Origin of the sequence: Affinirhizobium helianthi, assembly GCF_042680945.1 — a bacterium.
In the GTDB taxonomy this organism is placed as follows: domain Bacteria; phylum Pseudomonadota; class Alphaproteobacteria; order Rhizobiales; family Rhizobiaceae; genus Neorhizobium; species Neorhizobium helianthi.
The window spans coordinates 1-3,300 of the sequence record NZ_JBHUEQ010000037.1 but is presented as its reverse complement, the minus strand read 5'-3'; the positions used below and the strand labels follow the sequence as shown (position 1 = coordinate 3,300).

Annotated in this window: 4 protein-coding genes and 1 pseudogene; all 5 read left to right on the top strand. The window is 55.2% G+C overall.

Annotated elements, in window-relative coordinates; all coding sequences use genetic code 11:
• A pseudogene (locus ACFSE1_RS18180) lies at positions 1 to 385 on the top strand (type VI secretion system tip protein VgrG); the annotation flags it as partial.
• Positions 386 to 387: 2 nt separating this feature from the next.
• On the top strand, positions 388 to 1,332 hold the full coding sequence (locus ACFSE1_RS18175; RefSeq protein WP_377404639.1) for a DUF4123 domain-containing protein: 945 nt from the start codon (positions 388 to 390) through the stop codon (positions 1,330 to 1,332).
• A complete protein-coding gene (locus tag ACFSE1_RS18170) occupies positions 1,329 to 2,153 on the top strand; it encodes a polymorphic toxin type 15 domain-containing protein (protein WP_377404636.1) in 825 nt (274 codons plus the stop codon). Before ACFSE1_RS18175 ends, ACFSE1_RS18170 begins: the two co-directional genes overlap by 4 nt.
• A gap of 26 nt (positions 2,154 to 2,179) precedes the next feature.
• A complete protein-coding gene (locus ACFSE1_RS18165) occupies positions 2,180 to 2,854 on the top strand; it encodes a GAD-like domain-containing protein (protein ID WP_377404633.1) in 675 nt (224 codons plus the stop codon).
• Between the two features lie 12 nt (positions 2,855 to 2,866).
• Positions 2,867 to 3,172 (top strand): PAAR domain-containing protein, encoded by a 306-nt coding sequence (locus tag ACFSE1_RS18160; RefSeq protein WP_377404630.1) that lies wholly within the window; start codon positions 2,867 to 2,869, stop codon positions 3,170 to 3,172.
• Positions 3,173 to 3,300: the final 128 nt, after the last annotated feature.

Below are 3,300 nucleotides of genomic sequence, written 5' to 3'. Positions count from 1 at the left end.
GACATCTGTGGGTGTTGCCAAGGCTGAACAGGTCGGCGTCAGCAAGGTCACCAATGTCGGACAGACCCAAGTGACCAATGTGGGAAAGGAACAGCGCACCACGGTTGGCACGACGATCCGTGTCGAAGTCGGCAAGCTTTACAACATCGTCTCACACGAGAAGTACCACGGCGAGGCCAAAATCTGGGAAATCTTTGCCGATGAGAAGATCCTGCTGTCAACGAAGGGGGGATATATTGAACTCAACAACACCGGCATCCGCATCCACGGACTGAAGATCGATATTGAGGGCAACCAGATCAACTTCAAGAAAGGTGGTTCCGGTGAAGGTGCATCGTGCCTGCGCGAGATGGCCAAATCTTCAACGCCGTTTGTGAGGATGTGACCATGCGGGAGACCCCTTCTCTTGACCTGCTTGGTCCCGCAGAAGCGGCGCAACGAATGCGCCGAGCCTTGGGCGAACTATCCGCACCGCTCTTTGCCGTTCTGGATGGCGGTATGCATGACGACCTGCCAGGTTTTTTGCAACAACAAGGTATCCATGCACAGTCATTGTTTCGGCAGGAGACGGCAGCGGATGTCATTCGGGCCGGTCCCTGGCTGGTTGCCTTAGCCGATGTTCTCAAACAGGGAATTGTCGAACGGCTGGATGCGGAACATGCTTGCGCTGTCTACTGGTCGTGCGGGCTTCCAGAAGAAGACGTGCGACGGCATCTCAGATCGATCAACGAGATTATTATCCCCGTCGAGCAACCGGATGGAACGTTCTCGCAAGCCTTCGAGCGCGTTCTATTCCGCCATTGGGATCCCAATGTGCTGGGTGCGGTCTTACCGCTGCTGACGAATGAGCAACTATCGCGCTTCCTGGGTCCGGCGGATGCGGTGATTTTCAATGCTCCCGATTACGGCGGGTTGAAGCGGGCACGGGCGACGATTGACATGCCCGCCGCGCCACCCGGACCGCTTCGGTTCGAACCGGACCAGATGGTGAGGCTCAAGGCCGTTATGCTCCATTCATCGCGGCTGCGCATCGCCCGCTTTTTGAAAGGCAATGTACCTGCGCATTTCTCCGGCGTCGACGATAGCTTCATCTGGGGTGCGACGCTTGCCAGTGAAACATCCGCCGATGAACTGGGCATCAAGACCGAGCGCGGGCGTGCGCGCTGGGCCTATGTGATGATGATGTCCGACGGCAAGGCCGCAAACGCCCCGGAGGTCCGCAACTATATCCGCGATGGTGGCGATACACCCGACAACCGGGTAAAGTCTCTCATCCAGCACACAGTTGACGCCCTGCGCTCCAACCCCTCTCTGACGGGAGGGGCCGCATGAGTACGGCGGGCACTGTTGGCGAATATGGCGGCCGTGCCGCAGGCGGTGTTCTGGGCGGCCTGATTGGCAGCGTGTTTGGGCCGATCGGCGCCTGGATCGGTCGTGCAGCGGGCTCGCGTCTCGGCGGTCTGGCAGGACGCGCCGCTGGTGAAGCACTTGCCTCCTACATGGAAGATGCAAATGCCGATGCGGAAGAAAAAACAAAGGATGCCGAACAGGCAAAGCCATGTGTAGACTGCGGAGATATCGATTGCTTCAAGCCACCCGAGGGTGCCGATGATAAATTGAAGGAAGAATTCCGTCGGCAGCTGAAAGAACAGCAGGATGAGATCAATCGGATGAATCCGGATGATCTTATCCAGAATATGGATCACTATGCTAAATACGGACGTCCCAAAAATGATGCAGCGGATCGAAGACTGGCAAGGGAAGATTATCGCAGGATACGCGAACGCGAGTTGTCGGACGAGTATCAAAGCCAAGGGATAACAGACTTCGAAGAGCGAGCAGCGGCAGAGGTTGCCAAGGAAATGACCAAACTAGCGGCAACACATTCATTGGATCTGGTTGCTGGCGGCGATGGCTCTATTTCCGGACTTGGCAACAAGACCATAAATAGTTCGCTGGGCTCACAGTGGAAGGGTCGACGTGCTGCACAACTGAAGGCACATGCGCAGAAAGCCAAAGAACGGGGCAAAAAACTGAACGCCAAACTGGAAGAATGCCCACCTGATGGTAAAACATCTTCCTCCCCGAAACAGAAATCAAGCGCATCTTCAACAGAGGGCAGTCAAGGCCTAGGCGACATCCCGACCTCTTAGAAGCCTGTTGAGATTTTGGAGTACACATGACTGAGCTATTCATAAACTACAGACGGTGCCTGGAGAAATTCGGTGTGCCAGTAGATGGGGAACGCCTGTCCGAGGAGACGATAGGGGGTTACAAGGGACGCGTTCCCGAAACATATCTGGACTTTCTAAGAGCGTACGGCACAGGAAAGTGGCTCAATGGTTACTTTCAACTGTGTAATCCCGATAAATACCAGTCCGTTGTAAATATGATCTTCGATCACGATCCCGACTTTTCAGCAGATAAGACCTTGGCCCTGGGCTTTTCGTCTTTCGGAGGATTGATATGCTGGAACACAATGCACCGAACGATTGAGATAAACATACTGTATGGCAGAGTTAGCTGTGCCTACTTGTTTAAGCCGAAACCGCACATAGCAGAAGACATTACCTTAGGCGGCGCAATCGGTTATGTCTCAGACACCTCCTACGACCTTCCTGACAAAGACGGCAAGCCGATGTTCAAGCGAGCATTGAAGATGCATGGCGAGCTTGAATTTGGTCAAATCTATGCGCCCAAGTTACATCCTGCACTCGGTGGTTCGATCACCGTCGAAAACCTGAGACCTGCAAACGCATTGGCCGCCATGACAATCGCGGCCCAGGCTGGTCCGTTCACTCTTTACGATACGACCAAGCCAAGCGTACCTGCGGTCAGATACATCGGTGAATGAGGAAATTGCACCATGTCCTCCAACCCCGTCACCCTGAAAGGCCACATGCATATCTGCCCGATGGTTGATCCGGGGCCGAAGCCGCATATCGGTGGACCGGTGGTGTCAACGCAGCAGAGTTTCGTGACCGTTGAAGGCGTGCCGATTGCGACGGTGGGAGATAGCCTTCTTTGCACCGGCGTTCCCACGACATCAGACCGTATCACTGGTGGGTCTGCCATTGCTAATATCGAGGGCAAAGCGATCGCACGGTTGGGAGATCCATGCGCTCACGGCGGCTCGCTCGTGCAGGGCGTGCCGTGGATCACATTTGAGTAAGCGCGGTTTATTTAATCATAGCACATCAACGAATGGCAGCGTCACTTCGCTTACGTCTCCGGCAAGCGCACCGGCGGTGACTGGAATTTTGAGACGCCCTCCATGGTGCCGCGGGCCGAGACGCCATC